The 19,438-nt window shown below is 73.4% G+C and carries 15 protein-coding genes and 1 pseudogene; 11 read left to right on the top strand and 5 right to left on the bottom strand.

Annotated elements, in window-relative coordinates:
• Window positions 1-43: 43 nt before the first annotated feature.
• The 5 genes from ACZ4MU_RS10955 (at window position 44) to ACZ4MU_RS10935 (ending at window position 8,480) form a co-directional block, all read left to right on the top strand.
• On the top strand, window positions 44-1,354 hold the full coding sequence (locus ACZ4MU_RS10955) for an esterase/lipase family protein (RefSeq protein ID WP_467873883.1): 1,311 nt from the start codon (window positions 44-46) through the stop codon (window positions 1,352-1,354).
• Between the two features lie 102 nt (window positions 1,355-1,456).
• Complete coding sequence (locus ACZ4MU_RS10950) at window positions 1,457-2,506, top strand: alpha/beta fold hydrolase (RefSeq protein ID WP_467873881.1); 1,050 nt, start codon at window positions 1,457-1,459, stop codon at window positions 2,504-2,506.
• 7 nt (window positions 2,507-2,513) lie between these two features.
• Window positions 2,514-4,169, top strand: a complete 1,656-nt coding sequence (locus ACZ4MU_RS10945; RefSeq protein ID WP_467873879.1) for a carboxylesterase/lipase family protein — start codon at window positions 2,514-2,516, stop codon at window positions 4,167-4,169.
• A 101-nt stretch (window positions 4,170-4,270) separates the two neighbouring features.
• Window positions 4,271-7,096: a DEAD/DEAH box helicase gene (locus tag ACZ4MU_RS10940; RefSeq protein WP_467873876.1), complete on the top strand. Its 2,826-nt coding sequence runs from the start codon at window positions 4,271-4,273 to the stop codon at window positions 7,094-7,096.
• 160 nt (window positions 7,097-7,256) lie between these two features.
• A complete protein-coding gene (locus tag ACZ4MU_RS10935; RefSeq protein ID WP_467873874.1) occupies window positions 7,257-8,480 on the top strand; it encodes an SWIM zinc finger family protein in 1,224 nt (407 codons plus the stop codon).
• A gap of 19 nt (window positions 8,481-8,499) precedes the next feature.
• Here ACZ4MU_RS10935 and ACZ4MU_RS10930 read toward each other — a convergent pair whose 3' ends face one another.
• Together ACZ4MU_RS10930 and ACZ4MU_RS10925 are read right to left on the bottom strand one after the other, a co-directional pair.
• Window positions 8,500-9,153: a DUF2293 domain-containing protein gene (locus ACZ4MU_RS10930; RefSeq protein ID WP_467874629.1), complete on the bottom strand. Its 654-nt coding sequence runs from the start codon at window positions 9,151-9,153 to the stop codon at window positions 8,500-8,502.
• A 123-nt stretch (window positions 9,154-9,276) separates the two neighbouring features.
• A pseudogene (locus ACZ4MU_RS10925) lies at window positions 9,277-10,486 on the bottom strand (pyridoxal phosphate-dependent aminotransferase).
• Window positions 10,487-10,643: 157 nt separating this feature from the next.
• Here ACZ4MU_RS10925 and ACZ4MU_RS10920 point away from each other — a divergent pair.
• Together ACZ4MU_RS10920 and ACZ4MU_RS10915 are read left to right on the top strand one after the other, a co-directional pair.
• The gene (locus ACZ4MU_RS10920; protein ID WP_467873872.1) at window positions 10,644-11,303 is read left to right on the top strand and encodes a winged helix-turn-helix transcriptional regulator; all 660 of its coding nucleotides are present in this window, start codon (window positions 10,644-10,646) and stop codon (window positions 11,301-11,303) included.
• Window positions 11,304-11,363: 60 nt separating this feature from the next.
• The gene (locus tag ACZ4MU_RS10915; protein WP_467873869.1) at window positions 11,364-12,005 is read left to right on the top strand and encodes a nucleoside/nucleotide kinase family protein; all 642 of its coding nucleotides are present in this window, start codon (window positions 11,364-11,366) and stop codon (window positions 12,003-12,005) included.
• A gap of 217 nt (window positions 12,006-12,222) precedes the next feature.
• On the opposite strand, the gene ACZ4MU_RS10910 is transcribed toward ACZ4MU_RS10915, so the two are convergent.
• Both ACZ4MU_RS10910 and ACZ4MU_RS10905 read right to left on the bottom strand, forming a co-directional pair.
• Window positions 12,223-13,155 carry a carbohydrate kinase family protein gene (locus ACZ4MU_RS10910; protein ID WP_467873866.1) on the bottom strand — a complete coding sequence of 311 codons (933 nt, stop codon included), beginning with the start codon at window positions 13,153-13,155 and terminating at the stop codon, window positions 12,223-12,225.
• Window positions 13,152-14,057: a pseudouridine-5'-phosphate glycosidase gene (locus tag ACZ4MU_RS10905; protein WP_467873864.1), complete on the bottom strand. Its 906-nt coding sequence runs from the start codon at window positions 14,055-14,057 to the stop codon at window positions 13,152-13,154. The genes ACZ4MU_RS10910 and ACZ4MU_RS10905 overlap by 4 nt, the downstream gene beginning before the upstream one ends.
• Window positions 14,058-14,253: 196 nt before the next feature.
• On the opposite strand from ACZ4MU_RS10905, the gene ACZ4MU_RS10900 reads away from it, so the two are divergent.
• Complete coding sequence (locus tag ACZ4MU_RS10900) at window positions 14,254-14,643, top strand: cupin domain-containing protein (protein ID WP_467873861.1); 390 nt, start codon at window positions 14,254-14,256, stop codon at window positions 14,641-14,643.
• 73 nt (window positions 14,644-14,716) lie between these two features.
• On the opposite strand, the gene ACZ4MU_RS10895 is transcribed toward ACZ4MU_RS10900, so the two are convergent.
• On the bottom strand, window positions 14,717-15,295 hold the full coding sequence (locus ACZ4MU_RS10895) for a methylated-DNA--[protein]-cysteine S-methyltransferase (protein ID WP_467873860.1): 579 nt from the start codon (window positions 15,293-15,295) through the stop codon (window positions 14,717-14,719).
• Window positions 15,296-15,568: 273 nt separating this feature from the next.
• On the opposite strand from ACZ4MU_RS10895, the gene ACZ4MU_RS10890 reads away from it, so the two are divergent.
• From ACZ4MU_RS10890 to ACZ4MU_RS10880, 3 genes are all read left to right on the top strand, one after another.
• Window positions 15,569-16,429 (top strand): MHYT domain-containing protein, encoded by an 861-nt coding sequence (locus ACZ4MU_RS10890; protein ID WP_467873857.1) that lies wholly within the window; start codon window positions 15,569-15,571, stop codon window positions 16,427-16,429.
• A gap of 84 nt (window positions 16,430-16,513) precedes the next feature.
• Complete coding sequence (uvrB, locus tag ACZ4MU_RS10885) at window positions 16,514-18,646, top strand: excinuclease ABC subunit UvrB (protein WP_467873854.1); 2,133 nt, start codon at window positions 16,514-16,516, stop codon at window positions 18,644-18,646.
• A gap of 118 nt (window positions 18,647-18,764) precedes the next feature.
• Window positions 18,765-19,343 carry a TerD family protein gene (locus ACZ4MU_RS10880; RefSeq protein ID WP_101387801.1) on the top strand — a complete coding sequence of 193 codons (579 nt, stop codon included), beginning with the start codon at window positions 18,765-18,767 and terminating at the stop codon, window positions 19,341-19,343.
• Window positions 19,344-19,438: the final 95 nt, after the last annotated feature.

Below are 19,438 nucleotides of genomic sequence, written 5' to 3'. Positions count from 1 at the left end.
CGTGCGCAGCAGACACCGTGGGGGATGGAGAGCGGCGCTGGCCGTGACAGCGGCACTCGGCGCGCTCGTGGCCGCCGGAGGCAACGCCACCGCCGACGGCACGACCGCCACCACAAGCACCGCCACCGCCGGAGGCGCGGCCGCCTGGAGCGGCACCGCCGCGCCGCCCTCGTACCTGACCCTGGAGGCCTCGTACGGCTCCGGTACGGTCACCAACGGCTGGGAGAAGGTCGAGCGCTACCGCGACACCACGCCGGGCTTCCAGGCGGCCGCCGCCGAGGGCTACCCGCCGGACGGGCGGGGCAACCAGGACGGTGTCCGGGTCACGTACTTCGGCGGCGCCGCCCGCCCCACCTCCGACCGGTTCCTGCTCTACTCGGCACCCGGCTGGAACACCGGCTCCCAGGCCACCCCCGTCCTCCTGGTGCACGGCGCCAACGACTCCGCCGACCGGGCCTGGGCCAACCCCGGCGAGTCCGGCGGCTACGGCTGCGGCGCCCTGTCGTGCCCCTCGACCGGGATGATGCAGTACCTCGCCGCCCGCGGCCACCGCGTCTTCGCCATCGGCTTCGCCCACAAGCAGGGCGACAACCTGATGCAGGCGCAGGCCGTCGGGGACGCCGTCGCCCTCATCAAGGCGAAGCTGGGGGCGGCCCGGGTGGATCTGGTCGGCTGGAGCAAGGGGGAGCTCTCCACGCGCGCGTACGTCTCGTCCCTCAAGCCCTCCTGGGGCCGCGCCTACGCCGGTGACGTCCGGAAGCTGATCACCCTCGGCGGCCCCAACGGCGGCTTCGACTACCCGTACGCCCACGGCTGGGCCCACGACTTCTCGATCTGGCCGGAGTGCGGCGGCAAGATCAACGCGCCTTCCCCGCACTCGCGGATGACCTGCTACGGCACCTACACCGCGCACCCCGAGTTCTCCATGACGCCCTCCGGCGGCTACGACGACTACCCGGGGCAGCGGCAGATGCTGGCCCGCTGGGACGGCGTGTACGGCGTCGACCAGGGGGCGCAGGACTGGTACACGACGTACTACGGAGGCCAGGGCTACTACACGGCCGGTGACGGCATCCAGCCGGCCATCGACGCGGGCTCGCTCATCGCCCCGCTGCAGAGGGCCGGTGTCCCCGCCTCCGTCACCACGTACCTGCTGGCGGGCGGCTCACCGGACGTCGTGGGCATCTTCAACGAGAACCGCGGCCCGAGCGACGGGGTCGTCTTCGTCTCCAGTGCGCTCGACACGACCGGTGTCGCCACCGTCGGCGGAAAGGCCACCGTGACCGGTGCCAACCACCTCGAACTGGGCTGGAACAACGCCTCCCAGGCGCAGGTCGCCGCCTGGCTCGGCTGAGCCCCGCACCGCCCCCGCCCCATCCGTACCAATACCAATACCAGTACCGGATACCGGTACCAGTACCTCCGTAGTCGAGCCCGAAGTCGAAGGACGGCCCGTATGCCCCCGCTCACCGCACGCCGGGTACCGACCGCCCGGCTCACCCAGCACATCCTGGAGGACCCCTCCAGGGACGCGGGGGAGCCGGTCGTCTTCGTGCACGGAAACGTCTCCTCGTCCGTCTTCTGGCAGGACGCCATGCTCGCCCTGCCCGAGCGCTACCGGCCGGTCGCCGTCGATCTGCGCGGCTTCGGCGCCACCGACCCGCTGCCGGTGGACGCGACCCGTGGGCTGCGCGACTACGCCGACGATCTGTCCGCACTCCTTGAGGCATTGCATATGGAGCGCGCACACTTCGTCGGCTGGTCCATGGGCGGGGGTGTGGTGCTGCAACACATGAGGGACCGCCCCACCCGGGTGCGGTCCCTCACACTCGTCAATCCGGTGTCCCCGTACGGCTTCGGCGGCACCAGGGGGGTGGAGGGCCGCCTCAACGCGCCGGACGGGGCCGGTTCGGGCGGCGGCACCGCCAGCCCCGAGTTCGTACGGCGGCTGGCGGAGGGCGACCGGGGCGAGGAGTCCCCGCTCTCGCCCCGCAGCGTGCTGGCGCGCTGCTACGTGAGGCCCCCGGTGCGGCCGGACCGGGAGGACGACTACGTGGAGTCGATGCTGAGCACCCGGCTCGGCGACGACCACTACCCCGGTGACAGCAAGCCCAGCGAGGCCTGGCCCGGCGTCGCCCCGGGCACGCGCGGGGTGCTCAACTGCCTCGCCCCGAACCACTTCCGCCTCGACGACCTGCACACCGCTCTCGCCGGGCTGCCCGCGAAGCCACCGGTCACCTGGGTGCGCGGCGAGGACGACGTGATCGTCTCCGACACCTCGCTCTTCGACCTCGCCCATCTGGGCGCGATCGGCGCGGTGCCCGGCTGGGACGGCACCCCGGCACAGCCGATGATCGCCCAGACACGGCATGTTCTCGCCCTTTACGCGCGCGTGGGCGGCACTGTACGAGAGATCACGGTGCCCGGAGCAGGGCACGCGGTGCACGTCGAACGCCCCGAGGAGTTCGGCGCCGCCCTGCTGGAGACGCTGGCCGAAGGAGTCTGAGGCGCAGATGGAACCGACCGAACGGGTGGGAGCGAACGGGCCGGTGGGACCGGCTGAACCGGTGGGACAGGCCAACCCCCTGGGGCCGACCGAGCCGGCGGCACCGACCGAGTCCGTGGGGCCCGCCATGCTCACCGCACCGGCCAAGTCCGTGAAGCCGGGGAAACCGGCCGAGCCGTCCGCCACGCGCGTGTGCGCGACCCGGCAGGGCGCGGTGCGCGGCCGGGCCGTCAGCGAGACGGTGACGGCCTTCCTGGGCGTACCGTACGCGGCCCCGCCCTTCGGTCCGCTGCGGTTTCGCGAACCGGCTCCGGCCGCATCCTGGGAAGGCGTACGGGATGCCTTCGAACACGGCCCTTCGGCGCCCAGGGCCCCCTACGCCCCGCCCATGGACGTTCTGATCCCGGACGCCGACGGCGGCCAGGGCGAGGACTGCCTCAACCTCAGCGTCTGGACCCCGCACCCCGGCCCGGGCGGCGGGCTCCCGGTGATGGTCTGGCTGCACGGTGGCGCGTTCTCCAACGGATCCGGCGTGGGCCCGGCGTACGACGGCACCGCCTTCGCGCGCGACGGCGTCGTCTGCGTCAACGTCAACTACCGCCTCGGCACGGACGGCTTCCTCCGGCTGCCGGGGTGCCCGGACAACCGCGGGCTGCTCGACCAGATCGCCGCCCTGGAGTGGGTGCGCGACAACATCGAGGGCTTCGGCGGCGACCCGGACCGCGTGACCGTGTTCGGCGAGTCGGCGGGCGGGATGAGCATCGGCGTCCTGCTCGCGCTGCCTCGCGCGCGTGGACTGTTCCGCCGCGCGATCCTGCAGAGCGGCGCGGCCCACCACTTCCTGCGGCCCGCCACGGCGGATCTGATCACCGCGCGGCTCGCGGCCGAGCTGGGCATCGAGGCGAGCGGGGTGGCACTGACCGAGGCGTTCGCCCGCGTCCCGTTCGCACGCCTGCTGCCCGCCCAGGCCGGACTGCGGGCTGCCATGGGCGCCCGTCCGGACCCGGGGCTGTGGGGTGAGGCGGTGCTCAACATGATGCCTTTCGAGCCCGTCCTGGACGCGCTGCCGCTGCCGTCCGCCGACTGCGGGGTGGAGCTGCTCGTCGGCAGCAACCGGGAGGAGTACCGCCTCTTCCTGGTCCCCACCGAGCGGCTGCGCGTGCTGAGCGAACGGAAGCTGCGCGGCACGGCCCAGGAGTACGGACTCGACCCCGACAAGGCGCTTCCCGTCTACGCCCGCAGCCGTCCCGGCGCGGCCCCCGGCGAGCTCTTCGACGCGGTGGCGACCGACTGGTTCTACCGGATCCCGGCCATCCGCGTCGCCGAGTCCGTCCCCGGCACGCGGGTGTACGAGTTCGCCTGGCGCTCGCCGCGGTACGGCGGTGATCTCGGCGCCTGCCACGGGGCGGAGCTCGGTTTCGTCTTCGACAACCTGCGCGACCCCGTCTACGCCCCGATGCTCGGCGACCGTCCGCCGCAGGACCTCGCGGACGCGATGCACGGCGCGTGGGTGGCCTTCGCGACGACCGGCGACCCGGGCTGGGAGGCCTACGACCGCGCGGCCCGTACGACGATGGTCTTCGGGGCCTCGCCCCGCACCCCGAGCGAGGCCGTCAGGGACCCGCGTCCGGCGGAACGTGCCTTGTGGGAGGGGGTGCGCTGAGGCCGCGGTGCCCGATTGTCAGACCCCGCCCGTAAGGTCGTGGAGCAGTCGTGGATCGCGCTCCGATCCACGGCCCTGCGCACGAGGGGAGGTGACCTGACATGACCCGGCCCGAGCGGACGCCGCCCGCGGCGCGGCCCGCTGTGTCCGCCGCGGCGGTGTTCCTGCCCGCGGGGCTCCCCCGTGAGGGCAAGGTCGCCTTCTGGGACCCGGCGGGCGGCCCGCTGCCCGGTGCGGACGACGGCGTGGGCGAGGTCACCGAGCTGACCGTGGTGCGGCGCCACGGCGGCGGCGCCGCACGGCGTGCCGTCATGGCCCTTCTGCTGCCCGTCACCGAGGCCCTGCCCCTGCTCGTCCGGGCCCGGCACCATCCCGCCGCGCACCCCTCGGCCGCCTGCTGGGGCGCCGCCGCGCTGCACGCCCTGCACCTGGTCGCGCGCGGCAGGCTGCTGCCCGGTCTGACCGGGACCGACCACGACGCCTGGCGGGCGGGCCCGCTGGACGCCGACGACATCGCCCAGCTCCGGGCCATCGCCGCAGCCATGCCGTACGAGGCGTACGGAGTGCCGGTGCCGGGCCGGGGCCCGCTGCGGCTGCCCGACCCCGAGGCGCTGGTGCGCGCGTTCCTGGACGCGGTGGCGGACGGCCTGCCGCGCACCCCGGCCGCCGCCCACGCCGTGGGCCCGGCGTTCGCGGCGGCCGCGCCCCAGCACCTGCCCGGCGCGCGCGTGTGGGCGGCCGAGGCGGCGGCGGGCATGGACGCGGGCGTGCGGGTCTCCCTGCGCCTGGACCTGTCCGGGTACGGGATGTTCGACAGCGGCGACGAGGAGGACGCCCGGCGCGCGGGCTCCGCGGTCGTCCAGGTCCACAGCCTCGCCGACCCCACCCTGGTGATCGACGCGGCGGAGCTGTGGGAGGGGGCGCGGCCGGACGCGTTCGGACCCCGCGCGCGGATCGACGCCCTGCTCGCGCTGCGCCGGGCCGCGCGGGTCTGGGCGCCGTTGGGGCTGCTGCTGGAGCGGCCGGTGCCGGACGTGCTGGCACTCACCGAGAGCGAGCTGTACGACCTGCTCGGCTCCGCCGCGAGCCGCCTGGACGCGGCGGGCGTGGCCGTGCACTGGCCGCGCGAGCTGGCCCGGACCCTGAGCGCCACCGCTGTCGTACGGCCCGCGCCGGGCTCTGCGACCGACGGCACGGCGTTCTTCGACGCCGGGGAGCTGCTCGCCTTCAACTGGGAGCTTGCGCTCGGCGGTGAACCGCTCAGCCAGTCCGAGATGGACACGCTGGCCGAGGCCCACCGTCCGATCGTGCGGCTGCGCGACCAGTGGGTGGTGGCCGACCCCGAGCTCGTCCGCAAGGCGCGCAAGCGCGACCTGGGGCTGCTCGATCCCGTGGACGCGCTCTCCGTCGCGCTCACCGGCACCGCCGAGGTCGACGGCGAGACGGTGGAGGCGGTGCCGACCGGTGCGCTGGCCGTGCTGCGCGACCGCCTCACCGAGGGCCCCCGGGCGACCGTCCAGCCTCCCGGCCTGGACGCCACGCTCCGCGACTACCAGCTGCGCGGGCTCGCCTGGCTGGACCTGATGACCTCGCTCGGCCTGGGCGGCTGCCTCGCGGACGACATGGGCCTGGGCAAGACGATCACCGTGATCGCGCTCCATCTGCGGCGCGCGCGTCCCGAGCCGACCCTGGTGGTGTGCCCGGCCTCGCTGCTCGGCAACTGGCAGCGGGAGATCGCCCGGTTCGCCCCCGGCGTCCCCGTGCGGCGCTTCCACGGCAGCGACCGCAGCCTCCTGGAGACGGAGGGCGGTTTCGTCCTCACCACGTACGGCACGATGCGCGGCAGCGCCCCCCACCTGGCCGCGCACTCCTGGGGAATGGTCGTCGCGGACGAGGCGCAGCACGTGAAGAACCCGTTCTCGGCGACGGCGAAGGCGCTGCGCACCATCCCGGCGCCCGCGCGGATCGCCCTCACCGGCACTCCCGTCGAGAACAACCTCTCCGAGCTGTGGGCCCTGCTCGACTGGACGACACCCGGGCTGCTGGGCCCGTTGAAGTCGTTCCGCGCCCGCCACGCGCGCGCAGTGGAGAACGGCGAGGACGCGCAGGCGGCCGAGCGGCTGGCCCGGCTGGTCCGCCCCTTCCTCCTGCGCAGGAAGAAGTCCGACCCCGGCATCGTGCCCGAGCTGCCGCCCAAGACGGAGACCGACCACCCGGTCCCGCTCACCCGCGAACAGGCCTCGCTCTACGAGGCGGTCGTCCGGGAGGCCATGGCCGGGGTCGAGGCCGCCGAGGGCATCACCCGCCGCGCCCTGATCATGAAGCTGCTCACGGCCCTGAAGCAGATCTGCAACCATCCGGCGCAGTATCTGAAGGAGACGGCGCCCCGGCTGCACGCCCGCTCCGGCAAGCTCACCCTCCTCGACGAGCTGCTCGACACGATCCTGGCGGAGGACGGCTCGGTCCTGGTCTTCACCCAGTACGTGTCGATGGCCCGGCTGCTTTCCGCGCACCTCACCGCGCGCGGAGTCCCCTCCCAGCTCCTGCACGGCGGAACGCCGGTGACGGAGCGGGACCGGCTGGTGGACGTGTTCCAGTCCGGTGAGGTCCCCGTCTTCATCCTCTCCCTCAAGGCCGCCGGCACCGGCCTCAACCTCACCCGCGCGGGCCATGTCGTCCACTACGACCGCTGGTGGAACCCGGCCGTGGAGGAGCAGGCCACCGACCGCGCCTACCGCATCGGCCAGACCCAGCCGGTGCAGGTCCACCGTCTGATCGCCGAAGGGACCGTGGAGGACCGCATCGCCGAGATGCTCGCCGCGAAACGCGCGCTGGCGGACGCGGTCCTGGGGTCGGGCGAGAGCGCCCTGACCGAGCTCACCGACCGCGAGCTGGCGGACCTCATCTCCCTGCGGAGAAGCACATGAACGGACACACGTGCCTCCGGCAGCCCCCGCCGGTGCCAGGCGGCCCCGCCTCCCGGCCTCCCACGCCGACGCCCGCCTGCGCCGCCCCCGGGCAACCCGCGCCGCACGCCGTGAAGCCCATGCCCGGCGCCCCCGCCCCCGCCCCCGAGAGGAGGCCCGTATGAGTCCGCTCCCGGCGACCCGGTACGACGACCGCCGCCGCACGTTCCCGGCCCTGGGTGCCCGGTCGGAGCGGACCGGCACGTGGTGGGGCGGGGCCTGGATCGACGCACTGGAGGGCCTTGCCCTGGACCCGGCCCGGCTGGCCCGTGGCCGCCGGTACGCGCAGGCGGGCCATGTCGACGCGATCACCGTCACGCCCGGCCGCATCACCGCGTACGTACACGGCTCCCGCCCCCGTCCGTACCGTACGGAACTGCGCCTGCGCACCCTCTCCGACCCGGCGTGGGAGGACTTCCTCGACACGGCGGCCCGCAACCCCTCCCACATCGCGGCGCTGCTCGACAAGGACCTGCCGCACACCCTCGCCGACCAGGTCGACCTGCTGCCCGCCTCCGGCGACCTGGTCCCCGACTGCTCCTGCCCCGACGACGGATACCCGTGCAAGCACGCGGCGGCGCTCTGCTACCAGACGGCCCGGCTTCTCGACGAGGACCCGTTCGTCCTGCTGCTGATGCGCGGCCGGGGCGAACAGGAGACGCTCGCCGCGCTGGCCCGCCGCAACACCGCCCTGTCGGCCGTGGAGCGGGAGGCACCCGCGCCCGAACTGCCCACCGTCGCCGCCCGGGAGGCGGTCCGGTCCGGCACGCGGCCCGAGCTGCCGCCCCCCTTCCCGCCCCCGGAGCACGCGGGCCATCCGCCTGCCTTCCCCACCCTCCAGGGCGCCCCCGACCCGCTCGCCCTCGATCTGCTGGCCACCGAGGCGGCCGCTCGGGCGCACGCCCTGCTGACCACCGGCGAGGACCCGATCGCACCCCTGTCCACCTGGCAGGACGCGGTGCGTCTCGCGGCGGCGCACCCCGGCTCCGGCGTGACCTCCACGACCCGGGCGCTGTACGCGGCGCTGTCCCGGGCCACCGGCCGCACACCGACCGATCTGGCCCGCGCGGTGGCCGCCTGGCGCCAGGGCGGGCTCCCGGCGCTCGCCGTCCTGGAAGCCCCCTGGGACCCGCCGGCGGGCCCGTTCGACCGTGCCCGCCCGGCCCTGACGGCCGCCGGCCACCCCGGCTTCCGCCCCTGGCGCAACCGCCTCTCCACGGCCACCACCCAGCTCCGCTACGGCCGCGACGGCCTCTGGTACGTGTACGAGTCCGACCCGGGGAGGGAGGACTGGTGGCCGCGGGGGACACCGGCCCAGGACCCCGTGGAGGCGCTCACGCGATGACGGGGCCGGCGCACGCGGGTCAGCGCCCCCGCCCCTCGGCCCACCCCGCCAGCACCCCCTCGATCAGTGCCGCCACCCGTGCCCGGGCCCGGTTGCGCGGCACCCTGGCCATCAGGAGTTCGTCGTAGGGCATGTCCAGGTGGCGTACGGAGGCGCGGACCGCCGCTGTCACCGCGTTCTCGTCCAGCGCGCGGCCCGCTGCGGTGCGGCCCACCCGGCCGCTGCCGCGTACCGAGGCGTGGACCGCGATGCTGTGGGCCCGTTCGGGCGGGCAGCCGGGGAACAGGCGCAGGATCTCGGCCTCCAGGGCCTCGGTGAAGCGGACGTCCTCGGCGGCGCGCCGGCGCGCGTCGCGGGCGCGGCGGCGTGCGCGGGCCTGCGCGTCGGCCAGGCAGCGCTCCTCGGCGGCGGCGAGCGCCGCCTCCTCGACGAGCACGCCCCGGCGCTCGTAACGGCGCCGTCGGCGATTGAAGCGGACCACCACGGCCGAGAGGGTGCTCTCCTTTCGGGCGCGGCGCGTCAGGGCCGTGTCGCCGCGCGGTAGGAACACCAGGTGCCCGAGGTCGGCGCAGTCCAGGCAGCGCGGGGCACCCGTGTCCAGGACCAGCCGGGGGAGCGGGCCCCGGTCGCAGTCGGCGCAGCGGTGCCGTCTTCTGGGCTCTATGACGAGAATGGGCCGCCTCCCTCACGCGCGCCCCCCTGCTCCCCCGCTCCCCTCTCCTCGATCCCTCAATGGGCGGCCGGGCAAACCGTGCCGAACCTGGCGGTGCTCACGGTGTCACTGCGCTCGCGGGGGTCATTGCCGGTATCCGCTGAGGAAGCGGCCGATCCGGCTGATGGCCGCGTCCAGGTCGTCGGCGTACGGCAGGGTCAGGATGCGGAAGTGGTCCGGGCGCGGCCAGTTGAAGCCCGTCCCCTGCACCACCTGGATCTTCTCGCGCAGCAGCAGGTCAAGGACGAACTTCTCGTCGTCTTCAATCGGGTGAACCTTCGGGTCGATCCGGGGGAACGCGTACAGCGCGCCCTTCGGCTTCACACAGGACACGCCGGGGATCTCGTTCAGCTTCTCCCAGGCCCGGTCGCGCTGCTCGTGCAGCCGCCCGCCCGGCGCGGTCAGCTCCTTGATGGACTGGCGGCCGCCGAGCGCGGCCTGGATGGCGTACTGGGCGGGCGCGTTGGGGCACAGCCGCATGGAGGCGAGCATGGTCAGCCCCTCCAGGTAGTTCCTGGCGTGCTGCTGGGGGCCGCTGATCCAGCCAGCCGGAGCGGAACCCCGCGACGCGGTACGTCTTGGACAGCCCGCTGAAGGTGAGGACGACCAGGTCGGGAGCGAGGGCCGCGGCGCAGTGGGCGACGGCGTCGTCGTAGACGATCTGGTCGTAGATCTCGTCGGCGAACACCATCAGCTGATGGCGGCGGGCCAGATCGAGGATGCCCTCGATGACCTCCTTCGGATACACCGCGCCGGTAGGGTTGTTGGGGTTGATGATGACGACCGCCCTGGTGCGGTCGGTGATCTTCGACGCCATGTCGTCGAGGTCGGGGTACCAGTCGGCCGACTCGTCGCAGATGTAGTGGACGGGCCTACCGCCCGCGAGCTTGGTGACGGCCGTCCAGAGCGGGAAGTCGGGGGCGGGGATGAGGACTTCGTCCCCGTCCTCGAGGAGCGCCTGGACGGCCATGGAGACCAGCTCGGAGACGCCGTTGCCGAGGAAGACGTCGTCGACACAGACGTCGGGCAGCCCCATCGCCTGGTAACGCTGGGCGACGGCGCGGCGGGCCGACAGGATGCCGCGCGAGTCCGTGTAGCCGTGGGCCCGCGGCAGCATCCGGATCATGTCCTGGAGAATTTCCTCCGGTGCCTCGAAGCCGAAGAGCGCCGGGTTGCCGGTGTTGAGGCGCAGCACGCTGTGGCCCGCCTCCTCCAGCGCGTTGGCGTGCTCGATGACCGGGCCTCGGATCTCGTAACAGACCTCGCTCAGCTTGCTCGACTGCCGGAACTCCATGCCGTGGCCCTCCCGAGGTGCCCAGATCCCTCTGGCGTGACGTGCCTGACTCGGCCGGTCGTGCCGGACTCGCCGGTCGTGCGTCACTCGAATTGCGTTACTTGGTTTTACCAAGTGTGAGCTTGGAAAGTCCAACATCTTGTCTAGACTGCGTCGCATGCCACGTCAGCCACGCCGTCGAAGCTACGACCAGTACTGCGCCGCCGCCCGCGCCCTCGACGCGGTCGGGGACCGTTGGACGCTGCTGATCGTCCGGGAACTCCTCGCGGGACCGCGTCGTTATACGGATCTGCACGCGGATCTCCCTGGCGTCTCCACGGACGTGCTGGCCTCCCGCCTCAAGGACATGGAGCGCGAGGAGCTGGCGACCCGCCGCAGGCTGCCCCCGCCGGCGGCCGCGACGGTGTACGAACTGACCGCGCGCGGACGCGCGTTGCTGCCCGTGCTGACCGCGCTGGCCGCCTGGGGCGCGCCGGACCTCGCCGAGCGGCGGCCCACCGACGCCGTGCGGGCGCACTGGTTCGCGATCCCGCTGATCCCGCTGCTGCGCCGCCTGCCGTACGGCCCGGCGGTCCTCGACGTACGCCTGGACGAGGGCGAGTTCCACGTACGGACCGGCGGGGACGTGGGGGACGGCGCCGGCGGTCCGGTGTACGGGGAGGGGCCGGCGCCGGACGCCGACGCCCGGCTCGCCCTCGACGCCGACACCTGCCGCGCGCTCGCCGAGGGCGCGCTGACGGTCGAGGAGGGCGTCAAGAACGGACGGATCGAGGTGACGGGCGAGGGGCCCGTCGCGGCGGCGCTGAGGGGCGCGTGAGCGCGGTCGCACCCCTTGGCCGCCGTCACGTACGCCGGAGCGGCCCGCATCATGGAGGGCGTGCGACTCGAAGCGATCACATGGGAACGGCTGACCGACGCCCTCGCGGAACAGGCCGTGGACGCGCTCTTGGGGGGCGGCGGCCCCTGGCTGCGCGTCGGCGTCGACGGCGCGCCCGCGGCCCGGCCCGGTGAGCTGGCGCGGTCACTGGCCGAGGCGCTGCGGGTACGCGGGCGCTCGGTGCTCGTCCTGTCCACCGAGGGCTTCCTGCGCCCCGCCTCGCTGCGGTTCGAGTACGGCCGCGAGGACCCCGACACCTACTTCGACGGCTGGTTCGACACGGCGGCGCTGTGGCGTGAGGTGTTCGACCCGCTGGAGCCCCAGGGCAGCGGCCGGGTGCTGCCCGACCTCTGGGACCCGGTGACCGACCGGGCCACGCGCAGCGGCTATCAGGACCTCCCGCAAGGGGGCGTTCTGGTGGTGCACGGGCCGCTGCTGCTGGGGCGCTGGTTCCCCTTCGACCTCACCGTCCACGTGCGTCTCTCACCCGGCGCACTGCGGCGGCGCACGCAGGAGCGGGACCGGTGGACGCTTCCCGCGTTCGAGCGGTACGAGGAGGAGGTGCGGCCCGCCGAGACCGCCGATGTCGTCGTGCGCGCCGACGACCCCCGGCACCCGGCGTGGGACGGCGCCGCCCGCTAGGCGTGTCCTTCGGATCGCGTACGGGGCGTCGCGGGGGGGCATGCCCGTGTGGCAGGACCGGGTGCGACGAGTCGAAGGGCACGCCCCTCAGCCTGCCCATGCGGCGACAGGAGCGACGGCGGCGGGTCCCCAAGGCCCCCGGCGGATCAGTCCCGTACCGGCGGCGGTCGGCTCAGCCGCCCAGGGGGCTGTCGCCCACGGGTCAGCCGCCCACCGGTCAGTCGCCCACGGGCGGTCGTCCGCCCACCACCGTGACCGCCCGCGCGCCCGCCCGGCAGCCGGCCTCCGCAGCCTCGGCCTGGCCCGCGCCCGCGAGGAGGCCGACGAGGAAGCCGCCCGTGAAGGCGTCGCCCGCGCCCGTGGAGTCGGCGGCCGCCTCCGGTGCCGGAGCGGCCACCCGGGCGACGACCTCGCCGTCCACCGCCACCAGCGCCCCTGCCGCCCCGAGCGTGACCGCGACCAGCGGAAACCTGCGGCTCAACGCGGCCGCCGCCCCGGCCGGTTCCGTGAGGCCGCTGAGCAGCCGCGCCTCGTCGGCGTTGGGCAGCAGCGCCTCCACGCCCTCGGCTGCGGCCAGGAACCGCTCGACGCCCAGCTCGGCCAGGAACCCCGCCGACGCCGGGTCCAGGCTCACCGGAATCCCGGCCTCCAGTGCCGAGCGGCACGCCGTGAGGGCCAGGTCGCGGCTGGCGTCGGCGAAGAACAGATAGCCCGAGAGGTGCAGCCGCCCGACGCCGTCCAGGAACGCCGGGTCCCAGTCGGCGGGGGATATGCGCAGCACGGCGCCGCTGTCGGTGAGGAAGGTGCGCTCGGCGGTCGCGGTGTCGACCAGCGAGACCACGGTGGCGGTGGGCGCCACGGAATCCGCGACCAGCAGGGGCCGCACCCCCGCCCGCCGCAGCTGCCGCTCGTGCCAGGCCAGCGTGTCGCTCCCGACCCGGCCCAGGACGCGCACGTCCGCGCAGCCCGAACGGGCCGCCCAGCAGGCCGCGTTCGCCCCCGCCCCGCCCGGGACCGTACGGATCTCGGCCGCCGTGTCCGTGGCCGGGGCCAGCGGTCCCCGGTGCCGGGCGACGACATCGGTCACCACGTCCCCGACGACCAGGAGGCCCCGGGGCGGGGCGGGTGGCCCGGGCGGCGTGTCCGTCACAGCGCCGCCGCGATGTCCGCCGCCAGCCGTACGTTGCCACGCACCGCCGCCACGTTCGCCTCCAGGGACGCCCCGCCGGTGTGCCGCACCAGGTGGTCGAGGAGGAACGGGGTGACGGCCTGGCCCGTGACGCCCTGCTCCCGGCAGGCGGCCAGCGCCTCGCTCAGCACCCGGTCGTGCAGCGCGGGGTCGAGCTGCTCGGCCTCCGGGACCGGATTGGCCACGATCAGCGCCGATTCGGGGCCGATCGCCTCGTGGGACCGCAGGACGTCGGCGACCTCCCACGGAGTGTGCACCGTCCAGTCGACCGGCTCGCCGGAGTCGGCCAGATAGAAGCCGGGGAAGCGGTCCGTGCCATAGCCGACCACCCCGATGCCCAGGGTCTCCATCCGCTGGAGCGTCGCGGGCACGTCGAGGATCGACTTCACGCCCGCGCAGACCACCGCGACCCGTGTACGGGCCAGGAGCTGGAGGTCCGCCGACTCGTCCTGGGTCTCGGTCCAGCCGCGGTGGACACCCCCGAGCCCGCCGGTGGCGAAGACGCGGATGTCCGCCCAGTGCGCCAGATAGGCGGTCGCGGAGACGGTGGTGGCCCCGCTCGCGCCCGTGGCCAGCGCCATCGCCAGATCGCGGTGGCCCAGCTTGCGCAGACCGTCGCCCGCGACCCGCTCCAACTGGTCCTTGTCCAGGCCGACATGGGGCCGCCCGTCCAGCACCGCGATCGTGGCGGGGACGGCGCCCCGGGCCCGTACCAGCTCCTCCAGCTCCGTCGCGACCCGCAGATTGCGCGGGCGCGGCAGTCCGTGCGCGATGATCGTGGACTCCAGAGCGACCACGGGACGCCCCTCGGCCAGGGCCTCCCGCACTTCGGCGGACACCTTGAGTACGTCGTCGTAGGACATGCCCCATCCCTGGCGCGCCCGCACACCGCGTAAACGTCCCCGGGGCGATCGCCTGTGCGAGGCGCGCGGAGGCGGCGGCCGCGAGGCCAACGGGGCCCGCCTCCGCGACCCACTCACCCGGAGTCTGCTCCCGACGGGCCGTTCCGGCCAGAGGCGGCGTCGGGGGCGCCCCGGCACCTGGCTAGATTGGCGCGCCATGACGACCCATGATCCCATCGCGAACCCTTCCGCCGACGCCTCGGCACCGGCCTCCTTCGTCGTCCACATCCCCGACGCCGAGCTGGAGCCCGAGCCGCTGGACCCCGGCCAGATCGTCTCCGGTACCCCCGAGGTCACCGGCAAGGTGCTCTGGGAGTCACCCGACGGCAAGCAGGTGCGCGGCATCTGGCAGATCACCCCCGGCGTGGTGACCGACACCGAGGCCGACGAACTCTTCGTGGTGGTCAGCGGGCGGGCGACCGTCGAGGTGGCGGGCGGCGCCACGCTGGAACTCGGCCCGGGCGACGCGTGCGTGCTGCGCGAGGGCGACCGGACGACCTGGACGGTGCACGAGACGCTGCGCAAGGCGTACCACGCCAGCCTGTAACCCCCTGGCGCCGCGCCGGAGTCCGTAACCCCTGGGCCCGCGCCGGGCGGCGGTCCGCTCCGCCCCGGAGCGCTCAGAACAGCGGCTGCGGCAGCACCCCTTCCAGGGCGAGCAGCCGCCGCTTGGTCTCCAGGCCGCCGCCGAACCCGCCCAGCCCGCCGGCGCTCTCCACCACCCGGTGGCAGGGCACCACCACGGGCAGCGGGTTGGACCCCATCGCGGCGCCCACCGCCTGCGCCGCCCGGGGTTGGCCGACCCGGTCGGCGAGGTCGCCGTATCCCACCACCGTTCCGTACGGAACGGTCGCCTCCAGCTCACGGAGCACCTGCCGGTTGAAGCCGGAGGACAGCGACCAGTCCAGCGGCAGCTCGAAGGCGCGCAGGCCGCCCGCGAAATACGCCTGGAGCTGCCGTATGGGCTCGGCGAGCGGGCCTGGCCCGTCGGGACGGGCCGGGGCCGGTTCGGCCCCCAGGCGGGCCGCCAGGGCCCGCAGAGCCCGGTCCCGGACCGCCTCCCGGGCGTGAAAGACCACGCTCACCAGCCCCTGGTCGGTCGCGGCCAGCAGCAGAGGGCCGATGTCGCTGCCCACGACCGCCCACTCCAGCCGCCCCGGCCCCCGCGGGGCCCCCTCGAACCGCTCGTCGCTGTCCATGCCGTCACCGTACGGCCCGCCACTGACAACGCCCGCCCGTTCCCGGCGCCGGTCCGTCCGGTCGGCGCGGGGCCGCGGCCGTCTGCCGGACGGGTCCGTTCGCGGCCGTGAAACCACGGAGAATGAGCCCCTCGGGTTCAAGGTGTCGACAAATTGGCGCGAAAATGTTTGCCTGGCGCTCGGCGCGCCTTAATGTCGCCCCGAACCAGGGCCTTGGCGACAGCAGTGGGCCTCTTCAGTCGGTAGTCGGTACGGGGTGAAGGGCACACGCATATGCACGGGACGGTCGACGGCTTCACCTACGGCCTCGTCACGCCGGTAGTGGCGTTCCTCATGGCCTGTCTGGGCGGCGCGCTCGGGCTGCGCTGCACGGCCAGGTCCCTCCGGGCCGACCGGCCCTTTAGGGTGCTCTGGCTGGCGCTCGGGGCCACCTCCATAGGCTCCGGCATATGGACCATGCACTTCATCGCGATGATGGGCTTCTCGGTCCGCCAGGAGGTGCTCGGCTACGACCGGCCGATCACGTTCGCCAGTCTGGGGCTGGCCGTCGTCATGGTCGGCATCGGCATCTTCATCGTCGGCTACCGGGGCGCCACCCCCCTGGCACTGGTCACCGGCGGGACCATCACCGGGCTCGGCGTGGCGTCGATGCATTACCTCGGCATGGCCGGAATTCGACTGCACGGTGAGTTCGCGTACAACACGCTCACCGTCAGCCTCTCCGTGGTGATCGCGGTCGTCGCGGCCACCGCCGCGCTCTGGGCGGCCGTCTCGGTCAGGGGCTTCCTCGCCAGCCTGGGCGCCAGCGTCGTGATGGGCCTGGCCGTGAGCGGGATGCACTACACAGGCATGGCCGCGCTCAGCGTCCATCTGCACGAGGGCGCCGGCACAGCCACCGGGGAGTCCCCGGCCACCGTGCTGGCGCCCATGCTGATCGGGCCCGTCGCCTTCCTGGTGCTGGCGGGCGTCGTCGTGATGTTCGACCCGCTCGTGGTGATGGGCAAGCCCGAGTGGGAGAAGCGGCCGCCCCGCCCGGCGCCCGTCCCCCGCCATCTGCCGTCCTTCCCCGAGCGCACCCAGTGGGCGGCCCCGCACCGGCCCGGCGAGGGCTCCTCCTCCCCGCACGACTGGTGAGCCGGCCCCGAAGACACCCCGTCCGCACCCCGGCCGCCGGGCCGGTCGAGCCCGACTGTCAGTGGGGGGTCGTACGGTGGTTGCATGCGGCCCGTTTCCAAGATCGAACGTACGGTGGCGCCTTTCGAGGTCGTCAGCCCCTACCAGCCCAGCGGCGACCAGCCGGCGGCCATCGCCGAGCTGGAGCGGCGCATCCGCGCAGGTGAGAAGGATGTCGTCCTGCTCGGCGCGACCGGCACCGGAAAGTCGGCGACGACTGCCTGGATGATCGAGAAGCTCCAGCGCCCCACGCTGGTCATGGCGCCGAACAAGACGCTGGCGGCCCAGCTGGCGAACGAGTTCCGCGAGCTGCTGCCCAACAACGCCGTCGAGTACTTCGTCTCGTACTACGACTACTACCAGCCCGAGGCGTACGTCCCGCAGTCGGACACCTACATCGAGAAGGACTCCTCGATCAACGAGGAGGTCGAGCGGCTGCGCCACTCGGCGACCAACTCACTGCTGACCCGCCGCGACGTGATCGTGGTCGCCTCCGTCTCGTGCATCTACGGCCTGGGCACGCCGCAGGAGTACGTGGACCGGATGGTACCGCTGAAGGTCGGCGAGGAGATCGACCGCGACGCGCTGCTGCGCCGCTTCGTCGACATCCAGTACACGCGCAACGACGTCGCCTTCGCGCGCGGCACGTTCCGGGTGCGCGGCGACACCATCGAGATCTTCCCGGTCTACGAGGAGCTGGCCGTCCGGATCGAGATGTTCGGCGACGAGATCGAGGCGCTGTCCACCCTCCACCCGCTGACCGGCGAGATCATCAGCGAGGACCGCGAGCTGTACGTCTTCCCCGCCAGCCACTACGTGGCGGGTCCCGAGCGCATGGAGAAGGCGGTCACCGGCATCGAGAAGGAGCTGGAGCAGCGCCTGGCCGAGCTGGAGAAGCAGGGCAAGCTCCTGGAGGCCCAGCGGCTGCGGATGCGCACCACGTACGACATCGAGATGCTGCGCCAGATCGGCAGCTGCTCGGGCGTCGAGAACTACTCGATGCACTTCGACGGCCGCGAGCCCGGCACCGCTCCCAACACCCTCCTCGACTACTTCCCGGACGACTTCCTGCTCGTCCTCGACGAGTCGCATGTGACCGTCCCCCAGATCGGCGCGATGTACGAGGGCGACGCCTCCCGCAAGCGCACCCTGGTCGACCACGGCTTCCGGCTGCCGTCCGCGATGGACAACCGGCCGCTGAAGTGGGAGGAGTTCCTGGGCCGCGTCGGCCAGACCGTCTACCTCTCCGCGACGCCCGGCAAGTACGAGCTGTCGCGCGGCAAGGGCTTCGTGGAGCAGATCATCCGCCCCACCGGCCTGGTCGACCCCGAGGTCGTGGTCAAGCCCACCGAGGGCCAGATCGACGACCTGGTGCATGAGATCCGCAAGCGCACCGAGAAGGACGAGCGCGTCCTGGTCACCACCCTCACCAAGAAGATGGCCGAGGACCTGACCGACTACTTCCTGGAGATGGGCATCCAGGTGCGGTACCTGCACAGCGACGTCGACACCCTGCGCCGGGTGGAGCTGCTGCGCGAGCTGCGGGCGGGCGAGTACGACGTACTGGTCGGCATCAACCTGCTGCGGGAGGGCCTGGACCTGCCCGAGGTGTCGCTGGTCGCGATCCTCGACGCCGACAAGGAGGGCTTCCTGCGCTCGGGCACCTCGCTGATCCAGACCATCGGCCGCGCGGCGCGCAACGTCTCCGGCCAGGTCCACATGTACGCCGACAAGATCACCCCGGCGATGGAGAAGGCCATCGAGGAGACCAACCGCCGCCGGGAGAAGCAGGTCGCGTACAACAAGGAGCGCGGGATCGACCCGCAGCCGCTGCGGAAGAAGATCAACGACATCGTCGCGACCATCGCGCGCGAGGAGGTCGACACTGAGCAACTGCTCGGCTCCGGCTACCGCAAGGCCAAGGACGGCAAGAGCGCCAAGGCGCCGGTGCCCGCGCTCGGCGCCAAGGCGGCGAAGTCGAAGGCCCGGGCGGGCAAGAGCGGTGAGGTCCTCACCGACCGCCCTGCGGCCGAACTCGCCGAGCAGATCGAGGAGATGACCGAGCGGATGCGGGCGGCCGCCGCCGAGCTCCAGTTCGAGATCGCCGCCAGGTTGCGCGACGAAGTCGGGGAGCTGAAGAAGGAGTTGCGCCAGATGCGGGAGGCGGGTCAGGCCTGACGGGCCGGCCCCCGGTGTGTTGCAAGACCGACACAAATCCGCCCCGCGCGGTGGCGCACATCGCGCCACTGCGTAGGGTCGGGGCCGAGAACGTAGGAATGCGGAGAGGGGACAGCGCGTGACGGTCAATCTGACCAAGGGCCAGGCCATCAGCCTGGAGAAGCAGGGTGGCGGCACCCTGACCGCGGTGCGGATGGGGCTCGGCTGGCAGGCGGCGCCGCGCCGCGGCCTGTTCGGCTCGCGCACCCGGGAGATCGACCTGGACGCGTCGGCGGTGCTCTTCGCCGACAAGCAGCCGGTGGACGTGGTGTTCTTCCGCCACCTCGTCAGCGACGACGGTTCGGTGCGCCACACCGGCGACAACCTGGTGGGCGGCGCGGGCCAGGGCGGCGACGACGAGTCCATCCTCGTCGACCTCCAGCGGGTCCCGGTCCACATCGACCAGATCGTCTTCACGGTGAACTCCTTCACCGGCCAGACGTTCCAGGAAGTGCAGAACGCGTTCTGCCGCATCGTCGACGAGACCAACGGCCAGGAGCTGGCGCGCTACACGCTGGACGGCGGCGGCCAGTACACCGCGCAGATCATGGCGAAGGTGCACCGCGCGGGCGCCGGCTGGCAGATGACCGCCATCGGCAACCCGTCCAACGGACGCACCTTCCAGGACCTGATGCCGGCGATCCTGCCGCACCTGTAGGCGCGGTCTACCGCAGGCACCACCGGCCACCACGGCCGCAATCGCAGCTCCCGGAGGCAAGGCCGCCGGGAGCTGCCCCGCACCACCGCGCACCA

The organism is Streptomyces sp. NPDC026377 (assembly GCF_055567715.1).
Note: the sequence above shows the minus strand (reverse complement) of the source record. Positions and strands in the feature narration are given on the sequence as shown.